Below are 21,519 nucleotides of genomic sequence, written 5' to 3'. Positions count from 1 at the left end.
CCGAGGAGCGGCCTGCAAAGGTATGTTGTGTGACGCATAATCATTCTTCCAGTGAAGGTGGCCCCGTGTGGCCGACGGGGTTCCGCGGCTATACCGGGCACGGCGGGCTGCGCGAGCAGGGTGACGACATATCGATCGTGGTGTCGGACCGGCCGGCGGTGAGCGCCGCGATGTTCACCAAGAGCCTCTTCGCCGGGCCCGCGGTGGTCCTCAGTCGCGCCCACGCCGCCGAGCGGCGGCTGCGCGCCGTGGTCACCCTGGCGCAGAACGCCAATGTGGCCACCGGTCGACAGGGCGCGGAGAACGCCGCCGAGGTGGTCGGCCGGGTCGCCGGGCTCGTCGGGATCCCGGCGGACGAGGTGCTCATCGGGTCCACCGGCGTCATCGGGCGCCCGCTGCCGATGGATGCCATCCGGGGGCACTTCGACCACGCCGCGCCGCACGGCACCGACGCGTTCACCGCGGCGCCGCTGGACGTGGCGCGGGCCATGATGACCACCGACACCCGCACCAAGACCGCGGTCCGCACGGTCGGTGACGCCCGGATCGTCGGCATCGCCAAGGGTGTTGGCATGCTGGAGCCGGACATGGCCACGATGCTGGCCTACGTCGTCACCGATGCCGCGATCGCGGCGGCGGACCTGGACCGCGCGCTGCGAACGGCCGTGGACCGGACGTTCAACTGCCTGAGCGTGGACACCGACACCTCCACCTCCGACACCGTGTCGGTGCTCGCCAACGGCGCGGCCGGCCCGGTCGATCCGACGGAGTTCGCCGCGGCCCTCGCCGACCTGTGCCTGGACCTCACCCGGCAGCTCGCGAGTGACGGGGAGGGGGCCACCAAGCTCCTGCGGGTCACCGTCGCCGGAGCGCGCGACGCCGCGCAGGCCAGGCGCGTCGCCAAGAGCATCGTCAACTCCCCCCTGGTCAAATCGGCCGTGCACGGCGCGGATCCCAACTGGGGGCGGGTCCTGATGGCCATCGGCAAGAACACCGAGGACCGCGACATCGTGCCGGGCCGTGTCACGGTCGCGTTCGGTGACACCGAGGTCTACCCGGCCGAGCCGACCCCGGACGTGCTCGGGAGGCTCACCGACGCCATGCGGCGCAGCGAGGTGGACATCGCCGTCACCCTCGGCATCGGGGACGGCGAGGCCACCGTGTTCGGCTGCGACCTGTCCGCCGGCTACGTCCGGATCAACGCGGACTACACGACATGACCCGGCCGCACCGTGGCCGCCATCGGCCCGTGCCGGGGACGGGGTGCGTCAACTCGACGTCCTGACCGCCTCGTTGCGGTTGCCGGGGAGGCCCTGGGCGACTGTGGGTTCCGGCGGCCGGGGGGCTCGGGCGTCGAGCGGGTGCCGGACGGGGTCGTCCCCGCCCGGCCTGCCGGCACCTCCGGTCGCTCCGGGGCGGCGGCCGACGCCATGGTTGTGTACCGATCGGTCCAAAGTCGTGGTAGCGTGCGATCCATATTTCGTATTGGTCAGTCCAAAACGCGGATGGCGCGTGATGAGCAGCAGGGAGCGGGGCGTCGGCATGGCTATGGACGGGACGGCGGACGGGGTGCTGGCGGGCAAGGTCGCCCTGGTGACCGGTGGTTCGCGGGGGATCGGGGCGGCGATCGCCCGGGCGTTGGCCGCCGAGGGGGCCGCGGTGGCGATCAGTTTCACGGCGTCCGGGGAGCGGGCCGACGCGGTGGTGGCGGAGCTGGCGAAGACCGGTGTCCGGGCGGCGGCCTACCGCGCCGACCAGGGGGACCGGCAGCAGGTCACCGACCTGGTGGCCGCCGTGGTGGCCGACTTCGGGCGGCTGGACGTCCTGGTGAACAACGCGGGGGTGTCGGTCAACGGCGCGGTGGACGACGTCGAGGGCGATCTCGCGGCGTTCGACCGGCAGTTGGCGGTCAACGTCGGGGGCGTCGCCTCTGCCGTCCGCGCCGCCGCCGGCGTCCTGGGGGAGGGCGGACGGATCATCACCGTCGGCTCGACCCTGGCGAGCCGTGCCGGGTTCCCGGGCGTGGCCGACTACGCGGCCACCAAGGCCGCGATCGTCGGCTACAGCAAGGGCGCGGCCCGGGACCTGGCGCCGCGGGGCATCACGGTCAACGTCGTCCAGCCCGGCAGCGTGGCCACCGACATGAACCCGCCGGAGGGGGACTTCGCGGACGCCCAGCGCGCGGCCAATCCCATGGGCCGGTTCGGGCGGCCGGAGGAGATCGCGGCGGGCGTGGTCTTCCTCGCGAGCCCCGGGGCGTCGTTCGTCACCGGCGCCGTCCTGGACATCGACGGCGGATATCTGGCCTGAGCGGCGGGCGGTGCGCGGCGGTCGCCGCGGCCCGTGGGGGACGGGGCCGCGGCGACCGCGACGGCGGGGATCAGAGCCGGTCGAGGAGCTTCTTTAGCTGGGCGACCTCGGCGCACTGGCCGCGGACGACGTCATCGGCGAGCTTCTTGGCCGTGGCGTTGCGCCCGTTCTTCTGCTCGTCCTCGGCCATGTCGATCGCGCCCTTGTGGTGCTCGATCATCATCGACGCGAACTTCCGGTCGAAGTCCCGGCCCGTGGCGGCCTTGAGCTCCTTCATGTCCTTCTCGGACATCATTCCGGACATGCCGGAGCCGTGCCCCATGGAGCCGTGGTCCATCGAGCCCGAGCCGTGGTCCATGCCGGGCATGCTGCCGGCGGACTCGGGCTTGCCCCACGCCTTGAGCCAGGACCGCATCCGCTGGATCTCGGGGTCCTGGGCCTGCTCGATCGCCGCCACCAGCTTCTTGACCTCCGGGTCGGCGGCGCGGCCGTCGGCGAGCCGGGCCATCTCCAGGGCCTGCTGGTGGTGCGGGATCATCATCTGCGCGAACATCACGTCCGTGTCGCCGACCGGGCCCGGTGCGGGGTTCGCGCCGGTGGTGCCGGCCGTGGCCGACGGCGTACCGCCGTGGTCCGCCGCGTTCTTGTGATTCCCCTCGGAGGTGCCGCCGCAGGCGGCGAGGAGCAGGGCCGCCGCGGCGGCGAGGCCGGTGAGGGCGAGGCGGCGGGCGCCCGGACGGGCGGTCCGGCGGGCGGGCGGAAGCGGGGTGTTGCGCTGCTGCGCGGTCATGTCGATACCTCGTGCTGTCTGTTCGGTGGATGTCTCGGGCGAACGCGGGGTGTGCGGGCAGCGTGCAGCGCCCGCGGTGGCGTTCGGCCTAGATCCGCAGTACCGACAGGTGGGCGAGGTCCGGAGGGCGCGGTGGGGGGTTGGGGCGCAGCGCGGCCAGGGTGCGGGCGCGCAGCGGGACCGGCCGGTCGCTCCGACGGCGCAGCGCCACGTACAACAGGCCGGCCAGCGCCCAGCTCCCGAGGACGGCCAGGCACAGGGACGTCATGTCCATTCCCTTGCCGGGCGGGTGGGAGCGCGAGGCGTCGCCGTGGTGCGCGGTGGCGTGCTCGGGGGACGCGGCCGGCCCGGCCATCGTGGCCATGCCGTGGTCCGGGGTCGGGTGGGCGCGGGTGGCGGCCGCGTGGGCGGCGGTCCCTATGCGTGCCCGTGAGGCGTCGGCATGGCCGGTGGGATGGCCCAGCGTGTGCATCGCGAAGACGCCCAGCGCGAGCACGGCGACCAGCAGCAGGTGCCCCCAGGCACCGGCCGCCCGCATCCGCCGGCTCGTTCGCATCCGCTCGACCTCCCGCACCCGAGGGTAGGGCAGGGAGCGGCCGGTGCGCCGCGCACCCCCTGCCGGCTCCTCGCGGGCCACCGCGCGCCGACACCCCCCTACCGTCGGGCGGTACGGGGGTGTCGGCGGTGCGTGCGGTGTGCCGGCCGGCCCGGCCGGGCGGGGGCCCTCAGGCCCGTACGAGGCGGCGCAGGGATCGTACGGGCATCACTTGTCCGCTGCCTGGAATCCGCGCAGCCGCAGGCTGTTGCCGACGACGAAGACCGAGGAGAAGGCCATCGCCGCACCCGCGATCATCGGGTTGAGCAGTCCGCCGGCGGCCAGCGGCAGGGCCGCGACGTTGTAGGCGAAGGCCCAGAAGAGATTGGACTTGATGGTGCCCAGGGTGCGGCGGGAGAGCCGGATGGCGTCCGCCGCGGCGCGGAGGTCGCCGCGGACCAGGGTGAGGTCGCCGGCCTCGATGGCGGCGTCGGTGCCGGTGCCCATCGCCAGCCCGAGATCCGCCTGGGCCAGTGCCGCCGCGTCGTTGACGCCGTCGCCGACCATCGCCACCGACCTGCCCTCCTTCTGGAGGCGCCGGACCACCGCGACCTTGTCCTGCGGCAGCACCTCGGCGATCACCTGGTCGGGGTCGATGCCGACCTCGGCCGCCACCGTCCGGGCCACCGCGGCGTTGTCACCGGTCAGCAGCACCGGCGTCAGCCCGAGGGCGCGCAGCCGGCGGATCGCCTCCGGGCTGGTCTCCTTGACGGCGTCGGCCACCTCCAGGACCGCGCGCGCCGCGCCGTCCCAGGCCACCGCGATCGCGGTCCGCCCGGCCTCCTCGGCCGCCGCCTTGGCCCGCGCCAGCTCGTCGGGGAGGGTGATCGCCCACTCGGCGAGCAGCTGCTCCCGGCCGACCAGCACGGCGTGTCCCTCGACGACGCCCTGCACGCCCAGTCCCGCGATGTTGGCGAAGTCCTCCGGTGTCGGCAGGGTGCCCACCTCGGCGCCGGCGCCGGCCGCGACGGCCTGCGCGATCGGGTGCTCCGAGGCGTGCTCCAACGCGCCCGCCAGCCGCAGCGCTTCGGCCTTGTCGGTGCCCGGCGCGGTGTGCGTGGCCAGCAGGGTCATCCGGCCGGTGGTGACGGTGCCGGTCTTGTCCAGGACGATGGTGTCGACCTTGCGGGTGGTCTCCAGGACCTCCGGCCCCTTGATGAGGATGCCGAGCTGGGCGCCGCGGCCGGTGCCGACCATCAGCGCGGTCGGTGTGGCGAGGCCCAGGGCGCACGGGCAGGCGATGATCAGTACCGCGACCGCGGCGGTGAAGGCGGCGGTGAGTCCGGCGCCGCTGCCGAGCCAGAAGCCCAGGGTGGCCAGGGCGAGCGCGATGACGATCGGGACGAAGACGGCGGAGATCCTGTCGGCGAGCCGCTGGGCCGCCGCCTTGCCGTTCTGGGCGTCCTCCACCAGCCTGGCCATCCGCGCCAGTTGGGTGTCCGCGCCGACCCGGGTGGCCTCGACGACCAGCCGGCCGCCGACGTTGAGGGTGGCGCCGGTGACGGTGTCGCCGGCCGAGACCTCCACCGGCACCGATTCCCCGGTGAGCATGGCGGCGTCCACGGCGGACGCGCCGTCCACCACGGTGCCGTCCGTCGCGATCTTCTCGCCCGGCCGGACCAGGAAGCGGTCGCCGACGTGCAACTGCCCGACCGGGATGGTCTGTTCGTGCCCGTCGCGCAGCACGGTGACGTCCTTCGCGCCCAGCTCCATCAGCGCCTTGAGGGCCGCACCGGCCTTCCGCTTGGCGCGCGCCTCGAAGTACCGCCCGGCGAGGATGAAGGCGGTCACGGCGGCGGCCGTCTCCAGGTAGATGTTGCCCGCGCCGTCGGAGCGGGCGACGGTCAGCTCGAACGGGTGGGTCATGCCGGGTGTACCGGCGGTGCCGAAGAACAGCGCCCACAGCGACCAGAGGAACGCGGCCAGGGTGCCGGCCGAGATCAGGGTGTCCATGGTGGCCGCGCCGTGCCGGGCGTTGGTCCACGCGGCGCGGTGGAACGGCCAGGCGGCGTAGGTGACGACCGGCGCGGTCAGGGTCAGCGACAGCCACTGCCAGTTGGTGAACTGGAGCGCCGGCACCATGGCCAGGGCGATCACCGGAACGGCCAGCGTCACCGCGGTGATCAGCCGCTGCCGCAGCGGGCGGAGCGGGTCCTCCGTCGCGCCGCCGCCGTCGCCCGCGCCGTCCGCGGCGGCGGTCTCCCCGGCGGTCGCGGCCGGCGCCGGCTCCTGCGCGGTGTAGCCGGTGGCCTCCACCGTGGCGATCAGGTCCTGGACCGAGACGTCGTCCTGGAAGGCGACCTTCGCCTTCTCGGTGGCGTAGTTGACGGTGGCCTCGACGCCGTCCATGCGGTTGAGCTTCTTCTCGATCCGGGCGGCGCAGGAGGCGCAGGTCATGCCGCCGATGGCGAGCTCGACCTCGGTGGCGCCGGGGCTGGTGGTGGTCATGTCTGTCTGCTCCTCGCAGCTCACGGAACGGGGGGTACGGGGCGCCGGCGGGCGGCCGGGGACGGTCGTCCGCCGCGCCGGCGTGGGGGACGACGGCTGTGGCCCCCACCTCTCCGTCATACCCTAGGGGGGTATCGATGGCGTGGCTCCATGTATACCCCTCACCCGTATCGCTCGCAAGCGTTTCCGGTGCCTTGACCTGCTACCCCCTGGGGGTATGGTGTGGAGCGAGTTGATCGGCCGCGCCACCGGCGGTACTCGCCACCGGCGGCCCGTGAGGAGGGATTGCGTCATGCACACCGGACTGAAGGTCGGGATCTTCGCCACCGCGCTCGCCGCGACATTCGGCTCCGCCTACGGCGCGGGGAAGGCGGTGGGCCCGTGGTACCCGACGCCCCCGCCGCCCGGCACGCCGACCACGCCGCGCACGACGGCCGTGCGCCCGCCGCGGCGGCACCCGGCGGACTCCAGATCGCCGAGGGCGGCTACTCCCTCGACCTCAAGACCCCGGCCGTCACCGCCGGCACCCCCGCCGAGCTCCGCTTCGCGGTCGTCTACGACCGCACCGGTCGCCCGGTCACCGCCTACCGGCCCGAACACGGCAAGGAATTCCACTTCATCGTGGCCTCCCGGGACCTCACGGTCTTCCGCCACCTGCACCCGCGGCGGGCCGCCGACGGCACCTGGTCCACCCCGGTCGACCTGCCCGCGGCCGGCGGCTACCGGGTCTTCGCCGACTTCGCCCCCGGCGGTGCGAAGGGCGGGCTGACGCTCGGTGCCGACCTGGCGGCGGCCGGCACCTACCGACCGGCGCGGGCGCCCCGGCCGGCCGCCACCGCCGAGGTCGACGGCTACCGCGTCACCCTCGACGGCGCGCTCCGCCCCGGCGAGCCCGGCGCCCTGAGGCTGCGCGTCACCAAGTTGAGGTCCCCGCCCGTCGGCCGGCCCCGCGCCGGCCCAGGGGTCTGCGCCTGCCCGCGGTCCTGACCCGTGTGCACGAGATCAGTCGCGAGCTTTACTGCACATTGGTTGCAAGTAAAACCGGCCCGCAGGAATGTAAGGGGGGCACCCCGGTAGAGGCCGGGGTGGAACGGAAGAAAGCAGTGTCACCCATGCCTACGCCCCCCTCCCCGACCCTGGTCGGTCAGGCCCCGCCGTCGCGCCGGCAGCGGATCGCGCGGTCGATGACCCGCGCCGAGTGGGGGCGGATGGCCGGTATGGCCGGGTTCATTCTCGCGCTGCACGTGATCGGCTGGTTCACCCTGGTGGCGATCGTGGCACCGGAGCACTACAGCCTCGGCACCAAGAGCTTCGGCATCGGCATCGGGGTCACCGCCTACACCCTCGGCATGCGGCACGCCTTCGACGCCGACCACATCGCCGCCATCGACAACACCACCCGCAAGCTGATGCACGAGGGTCAGCGACCGCTCTCGGTCGGCTTCTGGTTCTCGCTGGGGCACTCCAGCATCGTCTTCGGGCTGGCGTTCCTGCTGTCCCTCGGCGTCAAGGCGCTCGCCGGGCCGGTCAAGGACGACAACTCCCAGCTGCACACGGTGACCGGCATGATCGGCACCACCGTCTCCGGCGTCTTCCTCTACGTCATCGCCGCGATCAACATCGTGATCCTGGTCGGGATCTGGGGCGTCTTCCGGCGGATGCGGGCCGGCCACTTCGACGAGGCCGCGCTGGAGGAGCAGCTCAACAACCGCGGCCTGATGAACCGGCTGCTCGGCCGCGTCATGAAGTCGATCACCAAGCCCTGGCAGATGTACCCGCTCGGCCTGCTCTTCGGCCTCGGCTTCGACACCGCCACCGAGATCGCGCTGCTGGTGCTGGCCGGCTCCGGCGCCGCCTCCGGGCTGCCGTGGTACGCCATCCTCTGCCTGCCGGTGCTGTTCGCGGCCGGCATGAGCCTGCTGGACACCATCGACGGCTCGTTCATGAACTTCGCCTACGGCTGGGCGTTCTCCAAGCCGGTCCGCAAGGTCTACTACAACCTCACCATCACCGGTCTGTCGGTCGCCGTCGCCCTGATCATCGGGACGGTGGAGCTGCTCGGCCTGCTCGCCGACAAGCTCGGCCTGCACGGCGGGTTCTGGGACTGGATCGGCGGACTGGACCTCAACGTCCTCGGCTTCGCCATCGTCGGGCTGTTCTTCCTCACCTGGATCGCGGCCCTCGCCATCTGGAAGTTCGGCCGCATCGAGGAGAAGTGGACGGCCCACGTGCGCCCGGCGGCGGAACGGGCCGCCGACTGAGCGCGGCGCGCCGACCGGGGCGAGGGCCGCGAAGCCCCGAAGGTCACGCGCCCCGGATCAGGTCCGCGCACTTCTCGCCGATCATCATCGTGGTGATGCACGGGTTGACCGCGGTGAGGAACGGCATCGCCGAGCCGTCCGCCACCCGCAGACCGGTCGTGCCCTTCACCCGCAGCTGCGGGTCGAGCGGCGCGGCCAGGTCGTCGGCGGCGCCCATCGCGATCGTGCACGCCGGGTGGTAGACGGTGTTGTGGGTGGCGCGGACGTAGTCCAGCAGTTCGTCGTCGGTGGTGACGTCCGGGCCGGGGGCGAGCTCCGCACCGGCCCACTGGGCCATCGGGGCCTGGGCGACGATGTCGCGGGCGAGCCGGAGCCCGTAGGTCAGCACCCGGACGTCGTGCTCGTGGGTGAAGTAGCGTGGGTCCACCAGGGGCTTGTCGCGGAAGTCGCGGGTGCGCAGCCGGACCGTGCCCTGCGAGCGGGCGCGGGTGACGTTCGGGGTGAGGCAGAAGGCGTTCTCGGACGTCGGATAGCCGCGGCGGTAGGTGTTCATGTCGAACGGCACCTGGCCGTAGTGGAACATCAGGTCCGGCCGGTCCAGGCCCGGCTTGGTGTCGTAGAAGATGCCGATCTCCCACCACTGCGTCGAGGTGTCCACCATCGGCTGCCGGGCGTCCCACATGATGACGCCCTCGGGGTGGTCCTGGAGGTTGGCACCGACGCCCGGCGCGTCCACCAGCGGCGTGACGCCGGTGGCGCGCAGGTGGTCGGCCGGGCCGATGCCGGAGAGCATCAGCAGCTTGGGGGAGTCGATGGCCCCGCACGAGACGATCACCTCGCGGCGGGCGGCGACCGTGCGGGTGTGGATCAGGTCGGGGGAGAGGTAGTCCACTCCGGTGCACCGCCGGTCGCCGTCGAAGCGCAGCCGCTTGGCCTGCACCCCGGTGCGCACGTCGAGGTTCCGGCGGCGGCCCATGACGGGGTGCAGATAGGAGACCGAGGCGGAGGAACGGGTCCCGTCCGGGCGGCAGTTGATCTGGAACCAGTTCGCCCCGCGGACCACGGTCGTGCCGGTGTTGAACGGGGTGGTCGGGATGCCCGCCGCGGCGCACGCCTGGAGCAGCGCCGCCCCGCACGGGTCCTTGGGCGGGACGGTGCGCAGCACCACCGGCCCGGACCGGCCGTGGTTCTCGCCGGGCGCGTCATTGGTCTCCAGGCGTTGGAAGAGCGGGAAGCAGTCGGCCGCGCCCCAGCCCGTACAGCCCAGTGCGGCCCACTCGTCGAGGTCCTCGGCCGGCGCCCAGAAGGCGATGCAGGAGTTGTGCGAGGAGCAGCCGCCGAGCACCTTGGCGCGGGCGTGCCGCATGAAGCTGTTGCCGTTCTCCTGCGGCTCGACCGGATAGTCCCAGTCGTAGCCGGACTGCAGCAGGCCCATCCAGCGGTCCAGCCGCAGGATGTTCTCGTCGTCGACGTCGGAGGGGCCGGCCTCCAGCACGCAGACGGTGACGGACGGGTCCTCGCTGAGCCGGGCGGCCACCACCGCGCCGGCCGTGCCGCCGCCGACCACGACGTAGTCGAACGAGTCGGTCTGCTCCACGTGCGGTGTGTCGGACATGGCGCTGTCTCCAGGTCGGGAGGGGCGGACGGGGCGGACAGGACGGACGGGGCGGACGGGACGGGATCAGGGTGCGGGTGCGGTGTCGCCGGAGTCCGCGCCCTCGGCGGCGTGCGAGGCCAGCACGCCGGTGCGGTGCCGTTGGACGAACCAGTAGTAGGCGAAGCCGCCGAGCGCCACGACGCCGATGAACAGGAAGGCGCCCCAGCGCAGGTACCAGTGCTGCGGGCCGGTGGCGTTGTAGACCGCGGCGCGCGGCCAGGCGAGGTTGACGGACATCGCCAGGCCCCAGAGCACCGCCAGGACGTTCACCGGCAGACCGAACCGGCCCAGCGAGAAGGCGCCCGCGCGCGCGGTCCACCTGCCGCGCAGCCGCTGCACCAGCATCGGCAGCGTCACCATCAGATACGCCAGGTAGATCATGATGATCGCGATGCTGGTGATCACCGAGAAGATCTGCGGCTGATTGACGTTGATCAGCAGGATCGCGACGCCGATCACCCCGATTACCACCGCCGGCACCACCGGCGTCTGGAACCGCGGGCTGACCCGTGCCAGCCGCGCCGACGCCGGGAGGTTGTTGTCCCGGGCCATCGCGTACGCCAGCCGGATGGCGGCGGTGTGCACCGCCAGTTCGCAGACGGTGATCGCGACGACCACGCACCACAGGACGATCTGCCCGACCGTCGATCCGAGGGTGGCCAGCACGACGTACTGGAGGCCGTCCACCGACAGCCGCTCGTCGTGCAGGTCGGGGACGGCCAGCAGCGCGAACAGCAGGATCAGACCACCGATGACGAACGAGGCGATCAGCGCGCGCAGGATCGCCCGGGGGGCGTTGCGGGTCGGGTCCTTGGACTCCTCACCCAGCGAGGAGGCGGTGTCGAAGCCGTACATGACGTACGCGGAGGCGAGCGAGGCGGTCAGGAACGCGCCGAAGTACCCCAGGGTCTCGCCGTGGCCCTTGCCGAAGGTGTCGGTGAGCGCGGTCGCCGGGCCGCGGGTGACGTGCGCGGCCAACAGCAGGATCAGCACGATCGCGGCGATCAGCTCGATGGCCACGCCGGCCGAGTTGATCCGCGCCATCAGCTTCACTCCGAAGGCGTTGACCAGGGTGGTGAAGGCGATCAGGACGGTACCCAGGAGGACCGCGTTGGCCGCCGCGTCGGTCTTTCCGGTGCCGTTGCCGACGAACTGGAACCACGACGAGATCTGCGGCAGCGTCACCTGGTAGGCCAGCGCCACCGCCGCCAGCGAGACCATCGACGCGGTGAGCATCATCCAGCCGCCGAGCCACCCCGCGTGCGGACCGCCCAGCTGCTTCGCCCAGTTGTAGATCGACCCGGCCACCGGATAGCGGCAGGCCAGCTCGCAGAAGCACAGCGCCACCATCAGCTGGCCGACGAAGACCATCGGCCAGGACCACCAGTACGCCGGGCCGCCGTGGCTCACGCCGAAGTAGAACAGCTGGAAGGTGCCGGTGAGGATGGAGATGTAGCTGATGCCGGCGGCGAAGGTGTGGAAGTTGCCGAGGGTGCGCTTGAGTTCGGGCTTGTAGCCGAGCTCGGCCAGCGCCCCGTCCTCGTGCCCGCCGTCGTCGGCGGACCCCTCGGCGGCGCCGGGGGGAACGGAACCGGAACCGGTCACTCGAACCACCTCTGCGGGCGCGGTGCGGTGTTCCGCCAGATGTGCTTGGCCTCCTGGTACTCCGCCAGCCCGGCCGGCCCCAGCTCCCGGCCGATCCCGGACTGCTTCATCCCGCCCCACTCGGCCTGCGGCACGTACGGATGGAAGTCGTTGATCCACACGGTGCCGGCCCGCAGCCGGGACGCCACCCGGTGCGCGCGCTCGCTGTCCTGCGTCCACACCGCCCCGGCCAGCCCGTACACCGTGTCGTTGGCCAGCGACACCGCCTCCTCCTCGTCGCGGAACCGCTCCACTGTCAGCACCGGCCCGAACGACTCGTCGCGCACCACCGACATGTCCGGGGTGCACTCGTCCAGCACCGTCGGCAGGTAGTAGAAGCCGTCCGCCAGCTCCGGGTCGTCCGGTGGCGCGCCCCCGCAGCGCAGCACCGCGCCCTCGTCCAGCCCGGCCGCCACATACGCCGCGACCTTCGCCCGGTGCGCCGCGGAGATCAGCGGACCGGTGCGGGCCCGCTCGTCGAACGGGCCGCCGAGCGGGATCCGCCGGGCGCGGGTCACCAGTTCGTCCACGAACCGGTCGTGCAGGTCCTCCTGGACCAGCAGCCGGGCGCCCGCCGAACAGACCTGCCCGGAGTGCAGGAAGACCGCCGTCATGGCGTAGTCGACGGCGGCGTCGAAGTCGGCGTCGGCGAAGACGATGTTGGGGTTCTTGCCGCCCAGTTCGAGGGCGATCTTCTTCACGGTGGGCGCCGCCGCCGCCATGATGCGGCGCCCGGTGACCAGACCGCCGGTGAACGACACCATGTCCACCCGCGGATCCTCGGTCAGCGGCGCCCCGACGAGGGGACCGGTGCCCAGCACCATGTTGGCCGCCCCGTCCGGCACCCCGGCCTCCGCCAGCAGCCGCATCAGGTGGATCGCGGTGTGCGGGGTCAGCTCGCTCGGCTTCAGCACGAAGGTGTTCCCGGTGGCCAGGGCCGGCGCGACCTTCCAGGCGGTCTGCAGCAGCGGGTAGTTCCACGGCGTGATCAGCGCGCAGACCCCGACCGGCTCGTGCCGCACCGTGCTGTCGGCCTCGGCGATCCCGGTGTCCACCACCCGGTCGGTGCCGCCGGCCGCCCCCAGATTGCCGAAGTAGCGGAAGCAGCCCGCGATGTCGTCCATGTCGTAGCCGCTCTCCACCAGCCGCTTGCCGGTGTCCAGCGACTCGGCCCGGGCCAGCGCCTCCCGGTCCCGCTCCAGCAGCTCGGCGACCCGCAGCACCACCCGACCGCGCTCGGCGGCCGGGGTGCGCGGCCACGACCCGTCGTCGAACGCCAGCCGCGCCGCGGTGATCGCCGCCGCCACGTCCTTCGGTCCGCCCTCGTCGACCGTCGCGACGAGTGTGCCGTCCGCCGGGCAGCGGATCTCCCGCACCTGCCCGTCGGCCGCTGCGGTCCACTGACCGCCGATGAACAGCTCAGGCATGGGTGGGCCTTTCGGTCGCGTCTCCGGGTGGGTGCCGGCGGCGGGCACACACGGGACGGGCACCCGGCCGCGATGTTCTCTTTCGGTGGTGATCTCCGCACCGAGCGTAATTCCGCTGTCGGGGGACCGCACGGTACGGGGCGCCGGGCCGGGCCGGCGGGGCGCGCGGTGGGGCCGATCGGGTGACCGCCCGGCGCTGCCCGACAATGGGGGCATGTACCTGGTCACCGACGCCGCCGCCTATCTCACCGGCCGTTGGCTCGTCGAGCGCGCCGTGCACGACCTGCGGGCCGGCACCGACGGCAGCTTCCGCGGCACCGCGGACTTCCGGCCGGACGGCCCCGACGGGGTGCTCCGGCACGTCGAGGAGGGCGAGCTGACCTGGGACGGCGTGGTGCACCCGGCGACCCGCACGCTGCGGCTGCGGCCCCGGTCAGACGGCACCGCCGCGGTCTCCTTCGCCGACGGCCGCCCGTTCCACGACCTGGATCTGCGGACCGGCCGCTGGACCGCCGTCCACCCCTGTGCCGCGGACCGCTACGAGGGCACCTTCACCGCCGTCGCCGAGGACCGCTGGCACCTGGAGTGGCGGGTCACCGGCCCGGCCAAGGACCAACTGCTGCGCTCGGTCTACCGGCGCGCCGACTGAGCGGAGAGCGCGCGCCGCACCCGGCTACGGCCGCTCCGGCTTCACCGCCCGCACCGCGTACAGCAGCGGAACGATCGGCTCGGAGTCGGGCAGCCGCCACCAGCCGTTGGTGTCCGGCACCATCGACGGGAAGCGCGGCCACGGCAGCACCTCGCTCTCCCGGACGCCCCGCAGGGTCAGCCCGGCCCCGATCAGCGCGTCGAGCACCTCCCCGACGCCGTGCCGCCACTCGTAACTCGTGGTGGCGCCCTGGAGCGGCGGGCCGTCGGTGTACGTGGTGGGGGTGTCGCTGCGCAGCGGGCCCCGGCCGGCCAGGTAGTCGTGGCGGAGCAGCAGCGGCGGGGTGTCCGGGTCGGTGGGCGGCGTCGGGCCCAGCGCGTTCAGCAGCGGGTGGAACTCCACCAGGTAGAACGTTCCGCCCGGCCGCAGCAGGGCGGCGACCGTCCCCGCCCACGCGGCGAGGTCCGGCAGGTAGCACACCGCGCCCTTGCCGGTGTAGACCACATCGAACCGGCGGTCGCCGAGCGCCTCGACCGCCCGGTACACGTCCGACCGCACGAACTCCATCTCCCGGCCGGTCTCCGCGGCCAGCCGCCGGGCCTGCGCCACCGCCTCGGCGGAGAAGTCCAGCCCCACCGCCCGTGCGCCCCGGTCCGCGAACGCGGCCGTCTCGGTGCCCAGATGGCACTGCAGGTGCAGCACATCGCGCCCTGCCAGCTCGCCGAGGTCGGACCATTCGAACGGCGCGAACCAGTCCTCGGCGCTCCGCGACCCGTCCAGCCCGTAGAACGCGCTGGCCACATGGACCGGGGTGCGGGCGTCCCAGTTGGCCTCGTTGGCGCGCACCATCTCCTCGGTGCCGGGCGGCTCCGACCGGTCGCCGGCGGGCGGACCGAGCGGCGCCCGGCCCGTGGACTCGCTCTGCTCTGTGGTCATGCCCCTCTTCTACCGGCCCGCCCCGCGCGGACACCAGGACGTCGCCCCGCTCCGACCAGAACCGGCCACCCGGCCCGCGGCGACCACCCGGCCGCCGGCGAGCACCAACCGCCGGGCCGCACGCCCCGCCAGAGCCTCGTCGTCCGTGGCGACGACGCAGGTGAGCCGGTACTCGCCCCACACCCGCACCAGCAGCTCGGTGAACTCCGCCCGGGCGGACGGCGGCAGGCCCGCGGTCGGCCGGTCCGCGAGCAGCACGGTGGGCCGCTTCACCAGCGCCCGGGCGAGAGCCGCCCGCCGCCGCGCGTACCGGTCCAGCTGCCCCGGCAGCAGGTCGCCCCGGGCGGACAGCCCGACCTCGGCCAGCGCGTCCCCGGCCAACTCCCAGCGATCGGCCGGCCGCAGCCGCAGCGGGGCCAGCGCGGCGGCCACGCCCTGCCGCACGGTCAGCCCCGCGAGCGGCCCGGGATCGTCGCCGTCGCCCGAGCCGATCAGACCGATCGACTCGGCGCGGATCCGGCCGAGCCGGGAGGCGGTGACGGTGGCCAGATCCGTACCGTCGAGCAGTACGCTGCCCCGGGTCGGCCGCTCCAGTCCGCCGAGGATCCGCAGCAGCGTCGAGGCGCCCGCGCCGCGCGGCCCCTGGACGGCGAGCGCGGTGCCGTCCGCCACGGAGAACGCGACGCCGTCCAGGGCCCGCACCAGCTCACCGCCGCGGCGGTAGTCCTTCGTCACGCCGGTCAGGTGGTACACGGTGCCCTCTCCTCCGGCCGACGGATCGCGGCCCCGGCCTCGACCGTAGGCACGCCGTGTGACCGGGCCATGAGCGGACCGTGAGAGGCCGATGAGAACGCCGGCCGGTCGCAGCGTTTCCCCGGGGCGGGTAACGGTACGACCACCACGCGCCCGCCGCGTCCGTCGGCGGGATGGCGCGAATCGCTCGGCCCGCGCCCATCGGCGCATCCGCCCGACTGCCCGTCCCCGCCCGCCAGTTGGAGCTGACGCCTGGTGGTCGTACCGTTACCCGCACCGCAATCCGACGGGAAGAGTGGGGAATGAGCCAAGAAAACCGGCAGCTGTCCAGCGCCGTCGACGTGAGCATCCCGAGTGTCGCGCGGATGTACGACCACTACCTCGGTGGCAAGGACAACTACGCGGTGGACCGCGAGGCGTGCGAGGAGCTGAGCAAGGTCGTCCCGAGCACCCAGGTGCTGGCGATCAACAACCGGCGGTTCCTGCGCCGGGCGGTCCGCTGGCTGGCCCGCGAGCAGGGCGTCCGGCAGTTCATCGACCACGGCTCCGGGCTGCCGACCCAGGACAACGTCCACCAGGTCGCCCAGCAGGTCGATCCCGGATCGCGGGTGGTCTACGTCGACAACGATCCCATCGTGCTGGCGCACGGCCGGGCGCTGCTGGAGGAGAACGAGAACACCGCCGTCATCCAGGCGGACATGCGGGACACCGACGGGATCTTCGGCAGCCCGGAGGTGCGGCGGCTGATCGATCTCGACGAGCCGGTCGCCGCGCTGTTCGTCTCCGTGCTGCACTGCATCCCGGACGCCGACGACCCGGCCGCCGTGGTCCGCCGGGCCGCCGAACGGCTGGTCCCCGGCAGCTTCCTGGTGGTGTGTCAGCTCGTGAGCGAGGACGTCGCGACGCGGGACTTCGTCACCGAGTTCATGCGGGTCAGTACCCAGGGGAACTGGGGGCGGGTGCGGCAGCAGCATGAACTGCGGTCGTTCCTGACGGGGTTGGAGATCCAGGAGCCGGGGCTGGTGGAGGTCTCGACCTGGCGACCGGATCCGTCGGACGTCGGCCCCAGGCAGCTGACGCAGGAGTGGATCGAGTACGGGGGCGTGGCGCGCAAGCCGTAGCGGCGCGACGGCGCCGGAGCGGGGCGGGATCCGGGCCCGGCCCGCCCGTCAGCCCGCCCGCTCCACCATTCGCTCCAGCATCGCGAGGGAGTTCCGCGGTGACTCGGCCTGGGCGCTGAGCCGGTCCATCACGGCCAGGTAGTGGTCGACGTCGTCGCGCTTGTCCAGGTACAGCGCGCTGGTCAGCTGCTCCAGATAGACGATGTCGGGGAGGTCGGGTTCCAGGAAGCGGAGGATGGTGATCGGGCCGCCCGCCGCGGCGAGGCCGCCGAGGGCGAACGGTGCGACCTGGAGGGTGATGTTCGGCAGCCGCGCCATCTCCAGGAGGTGCCGGACCTGACCGACCATCACCTCGGGTCCGCCCAACGGGCGGCGCAGGCACGCCTCGTCGATGATGGCCCACAGCCGGGGCGCGTCGGTGAGCGTCAACAGCCGCTGTCTCTCCATCCGTAGGTCGACCCGCTGTTCGGTCTCCTCCGGAGTGGATCCCGGGTTGCCCAGCCGGGCCACCGCGCGGGCGTACTCCGGGGTCTGCAACAGGCCGGGTACGAACTGGACTTCGTAGGTGCGGATGACCGAGGCGGCCGACTCCAGGCCGAGATGGGTCTCGAACCAGCTGGGCAGGACATCGCTGAACTGGTGCCACCACCCGGGCTTGCCGGTCCGGCGGGCGAGGGCGAGAAAGGTGGCGCGGGCGGTGCTGTCGGTGACGTCGTACAGCGTCAACAGGTCGGCGACATCGCGTTCCTTGCAGCTCACCCGGCCCAGTTCCAGGCGGCTGATCTTGGCGTGGGAGGCGCGGATGGCGTCCCCGGCGGCCTCGCGGGTGATGCCCGCGGCCTCCCGCAACCGGCGCAACTGGGTGCCCAGCACGATGCGGAGAACGGTCGGGCCGCCGCGTGGATGGTCCAGATAGCGGCGCAGGGACGGGTCGCTGCTCGGCTGCGCGGCGCTCATGGTGACTCCCCTGAGTGGTCGGGCGAACGCCCAGTGTCCCATTGCCCCTTGAGGGCGTACACCTACGCCGACTATCCGGCCGACATATGCCTCAGTTATGGCGCGTGAGGGTGGTCCTCTGCTCAGTCGTGGGGGAACAGATCATCGAACTCGCCGTCCTTGGCGCCCTGTACGAAGGCGGCCATCTCGGCGCGGGTGTAGATCAGCGCGGGTCCCGCGGTGTGTCGCGAGTTGCGCACCGCGACTCCGCCGTCCGGAAGAAGCGCCAGTTCAACGCAGTTGCCGTTGGGGTTGCTGCGGCGGCTCTTGCGCCACACCGCGCCTTCGATGCCGGTGGCCGGCATCCCGTTGGTCATCGACTCCATCACAGCTGCTCCCTTGGTGGGGGTGTGCTCGGGACCGATCCGGGACCGTGATCACGGTTGGCGTGATCCTGTCCCTGGGTTGCCGTCCGTGTCGATGTAATTGCAGATGCACTTGCAGCGATGGACGGCTGACGAGGATATTAGCCCTCTGGGGCGGCCCCGCCCAGACCGTCCCGGACGCGCCCAACCCGTATGCCCCTCCGCGGAGATCGTGATGACCACACACCCGGCACAGTCCGAGCGCGACAGCCTCCGGGAAGGAGGGGAGCCAGCGGCCACCACCGGCCGTGAATCGTGGTGGATGCCCGGCCCGGACGGCTTCGCGGCCTGTGCCCTCGGCGGTGCGCAGTGCACCGTGGCGGAGGCGCGACGGTTCACCCGGAGCACCCTCGACGCCTGGCGGATGTGCCCGCACCTCGCCGACAACGCGGTCCTGATCGTCTCGGAGCTGGTCACCAACGCCCTTCGGCACGGTTCCGTCGATCCCCTCGGCATGGGCCTCGACTTCCTCATGGAGGAGCGCTTCTGCCAGGCGTGGCTGGCGCTGACCCGACAGGAGCACGGCGTGCTGTGCGCGGTCTCCGACGGCGGGACCACGGCGCCCGTGCTGCGACCGCCGGACGAGCTGGCCGAGTGCGGGCGCGGACTCCACCTCGTCGACCGGCTCAGCGACTCCTGGGGCTGGACACCGCCGGACGCGTCCGGCAAAACGGTGTGGGCTACGGTGATGGCGCGCGGCTGAGCTGCCGCGGGACCGACCGCCGGGGACCGGGAGCCGATGGATCTGCTGTCGCTGCGCTACTTCCGCGCGGTCGCGCGACGGGAACACATCAGCCGGGCCGCCGAGGAGCTGCGGGTGGCCCAGCCCTCGGTGAGCCGCACCATCGCCCGGTTGGAGGCCGAGCTGGGGGTGCCGCTCTTCGACCGGCAGGGCCGCACCGTCCGGCTCAACCGCTACGGGGCCGCGTTCCTCGTCCGGGTGGAGCGGGCCCTGGACGAACTCGACGATGCCCGACGGGAGTTGCACGACGCGGCCGGGACCGACCAGGAGAGCGTGGCGATCGCCGCGGAGACCCTGATGCCGCTCGCCCACCTGCTCGGCGACTTCCGGGCCGCCTACCCCGGCGTCGCGGTGCGGCTCCTGCAGTCCACCCCCGAGATGATGCTCGATCAGCTCCGGACCCGCGAGGTGGACTTCTGCGTGGCCTCGCAGCCGCTGGACGGGCCGGGGCTGGAGGCGGTGCGGCTGCGGCGCGAGGAGGTGCAGCTCGTGGTGCCGGCCGGGCACCGGCTGGCCGACCGGGAGCGGGTCTCGGTCGGCGACCTGTTCGGCGAACCGTTCATCACCACCGGGCCCGGTCACTGGCAACGCGTCCTGCTGGACCGGCTGTTCGCGCCGACCGGTCGGCGCCCGCTGATCGCCTGCGAGGGCGAGGAGCCCGCCGCCACCCTCTTCCTGATCCAGGCCGGACTCGGCATCGGCCTGGGCCCCGCGCTCGCCCGCGAGGCCACCGCGCACGAGCCGATCGCCTGGGTGCGCCTCGACGCCCCCGGCTGCTTCCGCACGCTCAGCCTCGTCCGACGCGCGGACGGCTATCCGTCGGTGGCCGCGGCCCGCTTCCGGGACGTGGCGGTGGCGTACTACACGGCGTTGAAGGGCGCCGCCGAGGACTAGGGCGCTTCTGACGGATCTCCGCGGCGTCGCGGCGCCTGGCACGCCCGCTCGCTGCGTTGCCGGGATGTCCCCATAGCTCCGCTATGAAGACATCCCGGCGCCTTGCGATCGCACGCACCAGGCGCCGCTCCTTCTTCCACGGAGATCCGTCAGAAGCGCCCTAGGGCGTTTCTGACCGAGGCGGACCGGCCGCGTCGGCCCCGGTGCTCAGGACCCGCCGCGCAGCAGATAGCCGTCGCGGATCGCGGCGGGGTCGGCGAACGGGCCGCTGCGGTACGGATGCACGGCGATGGCCAGTTCGTTCGCGGCCGGACCCTGCTCCGGATGGGCCGCGAAATCCCCCGCGTGACAGTCCAGTTGGCGCTGGACGCCCTGCTGGCAGATCTTGGCCAGCTGGTCCGCCTCTACCGCGGACAGCGCCACCCCGGGCCGCAGCTGGACGTGCACCACCGGTCCGGCCTCCAGCTCGCCGCCCGCCTCCAGGGTGAGGCAGAACCCCTCGATCAGGTCCGCCAGCGGGTTGCCCTCGAAGAGCCCGCGCTCGACGTCCTGCGGATAGCTGTTGGCCCCCATGCTGTCTCCCGGCCCCGGTCGGTGGGTGGTACCGACATCTTCGGGGTCCGGCACCCGGGCGTCATGAGTCGGACTACTCAGGTCCGCGAGTGAGTACCCGCACCCAGCGCCGCCCCGGCGAGGGACCGCTCGACGCGCTCCACGGCGGTGTACGCGCCGAACCCGGCCAGGCGCAGCAGCGCGGTGTCGTCGGCCGCCCCGTCGGGAGCCGTGAGACGCCAGAACTCCACGTCCGCCGCGGTGAGTTGGGACGGTTCCAGGGCCACCAGGAGCGCCACCGCGACGGCCGGGCGGTCGGCGCCGCGCAACCCTTCCAGCGCGGCGTAGAGCCAGGACCGGGCCGCAGGCTGACGGTTTGTCAGGCCAGTGTCGGACGGGTGGCCGCCATGAGCGGCGACGACCGTCCGCACCCGCGTCCGGACGGCGTCGGAGAGCCACGGGTCGCGGTCCGCCACCGCCGCGGACCGGAGCGCCGCGATCCCCGCGCCCAGCGGGGCTCCGCCGGCCCAGGCCGGCTCCGGGCCGATCGGGTCCGCCAGCAGCGGCAGGCTCTCCCCGGGGCGCGGCGCGTGGGCTGGTGTCGGACGCGCCGCGCCCCCGCCGCCCAGCAGGCGGTGCGGCCACCGCTCGGCGGCGCGGTCCGCCCGCGCGGACAGCAGCGCGGAGCCCAGCCGGGTCAGGAAGTGCGCGGTCAGGGCGGTGCCGAGGAGTTCGGGGGCGTGGTCGGGCGGGCCGGGTGGCCCGGCCGGTGGGGCGTCCGGCGCGCCGGTGGCCGCGCCCCAGGCCAACAGCCGGGCGTGGTCGGGGTCCTTGGGGGCGCCGCCGTCGCGGACCGTCCGGGCCAGCGTGCGGTGGCCGGCGGCGTGCAGCGCCCGGGCATGGGTGCGCAACACCGGCGGGCACCGCCGGGCCCGCGCCACGCCGGCCGCCACCAACTCCTTGTCGGTACGGGCGGCGCTGCCGGTCAGCAGCGACTCGCGGACCGCCACCCAGGTCGCGCACAGCAGGTCCGGCACGCCGAACAGCAGCCGGAACTCCGCGGGTATCCCGGCCGGGCCGAAGTGGCCCGCCAACTGGGCGTGCACGGCCGCGAGGCGCGGCGACGCCGTGGTGGCGGGGTCCACGGGGGTGGTGTGGAGGAAGGGGCTCGGCACGGCGGTCTCCAGTTCGGGCACGGCGGCCCGGCAACGGCCGCCTCCGGAGTTGATCATCCGCCGCCGGGGCGTGCCCGGGCGTCGTACAGGGGGAGACACTTTCCCCTACCGCACCCGGAGCGCGACCGGTTCGCACGTCCTCCCGACGGTGTAGGGGAACCCGTAAGGGGCCCTGGCCCCGGGGGCGCAGGGGGCGGCCGGGCA

General features: G+C 73.2%; 20 protein-coding genes. 8 read left to right on the top strand and 12 right to left on the bottom strand.

From position 1 onward, the window contains the following. The first annotated feature begins 65 nt into the window (after positions 1-65). Positions 66-1,220, top strand: coding sequence for a bifunctional glutamate N-acetyltransferase/amino-acid acetyltransferase ArgJ (gene argJ, locus MOV08_RS09200; protein ID WP_275306977.1), 1,155 nt, complete (start codon positions 66-68; stop codon positions 1,218-1,220). 295 nt (positions 1,221-1,515) lie between these two features. Then, positions 1,516-2,310, top strand: coding sequence for an SDR family NAD(P)-dependent oxidoreductase (locus MOV08_RS09195; RefSeq protein ID WP_275306976.1), 795 nt, complete (start codon positions 1,516-1,518; stop codon positions 2,308-2,310). A 70-nt stretch (positions 2,311-2,380) separates the two neighbouring features. On the opposite strand, the gene MOV08_RS09190 is transcribed toward MOV08_RS09195, so the two are convergent. From MOV08_RS09190 to MOV08_RS09180, 3 genes are all read right to left on the bottom strand, one after another. Then, positions 2,381-3,100: a DUF305 domain-containing protein gene (locus MOV08_RS09190; protein ID WP_275306975.1), complete on the bottom strand. Its 720-nt coding sequence runs from the start codon at positions 3,098-3,100 to the stop codon at positions 2,381-2,383. 88 nt (positions 3,101-3,188) lie between these two features. Continuing rightward, a complete protein-coding gene (locus MOV08_RS09185; RefSeq protein WP_275306974.1) occupies positions 3,189-3,656 on the bottom strand; it encodes a DUF6153 family protein in 468 nt (155 codons plus the stop codon). Positions 3,657-3,863: 207 nt separating this feature from the next. Further along, positions 3,864-6,143 carry a heavy metal translocating P-type ATPase gene (locus MOV08_RS09180; RefSeq protein WP_275306973.1) on the bottom strand — a complete coding sequence of 760 codons (2,280 nt, stop codon included), beginning with the start codon at positions 6,141-6,143 and terminating at the stop codon, positions 3,864-3,866. 381 nt (positions 6,144-6,524) lie between these two features. On the opposite strand from MOV08_RS09180, the gene MOV08_RS09175 reads away from it, so the two are divergent. Continuing rightward, positions 6,525-7,130: a hypothetical protein gene (locus MOV08_RS09175; protein WP_338057149.1), complete on the top strand. Its 606-nt coding sequence runs from the start codon at positions 6,525-6,527 to the stop codon at positions 7,128-7,130. Positions 7,131-7,327: 197 nt separating this feature from the next. Then, entirely contained in the window at positions 7,328-8,404 is a 1,077-nt protein-coding gene (gene nicT / locus MOV08_RS09170) for a Nickel transporter NicT (RefSeq protein ID WP_420834285.1), read from the top strand. A 43-nt stretch (positions 8,405-8,447) separates the two neighbouring features. On the opposite strand, the gene MOV08_RS09165 is transcribed toward nicT, so the two are convergent. The 3 genes from MOV08_RS09165 to MOV08_RS09155 all read right to left on the bottom strand — a co-directional run bounded on the left by MOV08_RS09165 (position 8,448) and on the right by MOV08_RS09155 (position 13,132). After that, the gene (locus tag MOV08_RS09165; RefSeq protein ID WP_275306971.1) at positions 8,448-10,019 is read right to left on the bottom strand and encodes a GMC family oxidoreductase; all 1,572 of its coding nucleotides are present in this window, start codon (positions 10,017-10,019) and stop codon (positions 8,448-8,450) included. Between the two features lie 66 nt (positions 10,020-10,085). Beyond that, positions 10,086-11,666, bottom strand: coding sequence for an APC family permease (locus MOV08_RS09160; RefSeq protein ID WP_275306970.1), 1,581 nt, complete (start codon positions 11,664-11,666; stop codon positions 10,086-10,088). Then, positions 11,663-13,132: an aldehyde dehydrogenase family protein gene (locus tag MOV08_RS09155; protein WP_039630935.1), complete on the bottom strand. Its 1,470-nt coding sequence runs from the start codon at positions 13,130-13,132 to the stop codon at positions 11,663-11,665. The genes MOV08_RS09160 and MOV08_RS09155 overlap by 4 nt, the downstream gene beginning before the upstream one ends. Before the next feature lie 214 nt (positions 13,133-13,346). Between MOV08_RS09155 and MOV08_RS09150 the strand changes: the two genes are divergently transcribed. Next, positions 13,347-13,781: a DUF6314 family protein gene (locus MOV08_RS09150; protein ID WP_073448509.1), complete on the top strand. Its 435-nt coding sequence runs from the start codon at positions 13,347-13,349 to the stop codon at positions 13,779-13,781. A gap of 24 nt (positions 13,782-13,805) precedes the next feature. Here the strand turns inward: MOV08_RS09150 and MOV08_RS09145 are convergent, their stop codons facing one another. Next, positions 13,806-14,717: a class I SAM-dependent methyltransferase gene (locus MOV08_RS09145; RefSeq protein ID WP_039630931.1), complete on the bottom strand. Its 912-nt coding sequence runs from the start codon at positions 14,715-14,717 to the stop codon at positions 13,806-13,808. A 9-nt stretch (positions 14,718-14,726) separates the two neighbouring features. After that, positions 14,727-15,470 carry an ATP-binding cassette domain-containing protein gene (locus tag MOV08_RS09140; RefSeq protein WP_275306969.1) on the bottom strand — a complete coding sequence of 248 codons (744 nt, stop codon included), beginning with the start codon at positions 15,468-15,470 and terminating at the stop codon, positions 14,727-14,729. A gap of 302 nt (positions 15,471-15,772) precedes the next feature. Here MOV08_RS09140 and MOV08_RS09135 point away from each other — a divergent pair, with 302 nt between their 5' ends. Next, positions 15,773-16,591 (top strand): SAM-dependent methyltransferase, encoded by an 819-nt coding sequence (locus MOV08_RS09135; protein ID WP_039630927.1) that lies wholly within the window; start codon positions 15,773-15,775, stop codon positions 16,589-16,591. A 48-nt stretch (positions 16,592-16,639) separates the two neighbouring features. Here MOV08_RS09135 and MOV08_RS09130 read toward each other — a convergent pair whose 3' ends face one another. Together MOV08_RS09130 and MOV08_RS09125 are read right to left on the bottom strand one after the other, a co-directional pair. Further along, positions 16,640-17,548 carry a helix-turn-helix domain-containing protein gene (locus MOV08_RS09130; protein ID WP_275306968.1) on the bottom strand — a complete coding sequence of 303 codons (909 nt, stop codon included), beginning with the start codon at positions 17,546-17,548 and terminating at the stop codon, positions 16,640-16,642. 122 nt (positions 17,549-17,670) lie between these two features. Continuing rightward, positions 17,671-17,913: a DUF397 domain-containing protein gene (locus MOV08_RS09125; RefSeq protein WP_039630922.1), complete on the bottom strand. Its 243-nt coding sequence runs from the start codon at positions 17,911-17,913 to the stop codon at positions 17,671-17,673. A gap of 214 nt (positions 17,914-18,127) precedes the next feature. Between MOV08_RS09125 and MOV08_RS09120 the strand changes: the two genes are divergently transcribed. Together MOV08_RS09120 and MOV08_RS09115 are read left to right on the top strand one after the other, a co-directional pair. Next, complete coding sequence (locus MOV08_RS09120) at positions 18,128-18,655, top strand: ATP-binding protein (protein ID WP_039630920.1); 528 nt, start codon at positions 18,128-18,130, stop codon at positions 18,653-18,655. A 36-nt stretch (positions 18,656-18,691) separates the two neighbouring features. After that, positions 18,692-19,588, top strand: a complete 897-nt coding sequence (locus tag MOV08_RS09115; RefSeq protein WP_275306967.1) for a LysR family transcriptional regulator — start codon at positions 18,692-18,694, stop codon at positions 19,586-19,588. Positions 19,589-19,795: 207 nt separating this feature from the next. Here the strand turns inward: MOV08_RS09115 and MOV08_RS09110 are convergent, their stop codons facing one another. Together MOV08_RS09110 and MOV08_RS09105 are read right to left on the bottom strand one after the other, a co-directional pair. Then, positions 19,796-20,161: a hypothetical protein gene (locus tag MOV08_RS09110; RefSeq protein WP_039630918.1), complete on the bottom strand. Its 366-nt coding sequence runs from the start codon at positions 20,159-20,161 to the stop codon at positions 19,796-19,798. A 77-nt stretch (positions 20,162-20,238) separates the two neighbouring features. Beyond that, positions 20,239-21,372: a DNA-binding protein gene (locus MOV08_RS09105; RefSeq protein WP_275306966.1), complete on the bottom strand. Its 1,134-nt coding sequence runs from the start codon at positions 21,370-21,372 to the stop codon at positions 20,239-20,241. Positions 21,373-21,519: the final 147 nt, after the last annotated feature.

This window comes from Streptomyces yunnanensis, from assembly GCF_029011865.1.
GTDB classification, from domain to species: Bacteria; Actinomycetota; Actinomycetes; order Streptomycetales; family Streptomycetaceae; genus Streptomyces; species Streptomyces yunnanensis.
Note: the sequence above shows the minus strand (reverse complement) of the source record. Positions and strands in the feature narration are given on the sequence as shown.